At 35.4% G+C, this 246-nt stretch carries 1 protein-coding gene; it reads left to right on the top strand.

What is annotated here, in order from left to right; translation table 11 throughout:
• The coding region (locus JI667_RS22500; protein ID WP_206858767.1) for an NADH-quinone oxidoreductase subunit H at positions 1 to 246 on the top strand (246 nt) is incomplete at both ends.

The following is a 246-nucleotide window of genomic DNA, read 5'->3' as shown; positions in this document are numbered from 1 at the left end:
ACCAGTAATTAACGGCCAATTACTTACTCCATTTCTTGCATTAACTTGGTTGGCTGATCCTTCTAGAACTCTTCCAATTCTAAAATCATTTATGACTACTGATCTATTTAGAATTGCAGCATTTCCTGGATTTGGTTTTGCCGCATTACTTGCAGCTGGAACTATCTTTGTAGAAAGAAAAATGTTAGCAAAACTACAACTACGTGTAGGTCCTTTTTACTGTGGAAAAATTGAAGGAATACTACA

This window comes from Bacillus sp. NTK074B, assembly GCF_017303375.1.
In the GTDB taxonomy this organism is placed as follows: Bacteria; Bacillota; Bacilli; order Bacillales; family Bacillaceae_B; genus Rossellomorea.
The sequence above is the reverse complement of the archived record's forward strand: the minus strand, read 5'-3'. Positions and strand labels throughout refer to the sequence as shown.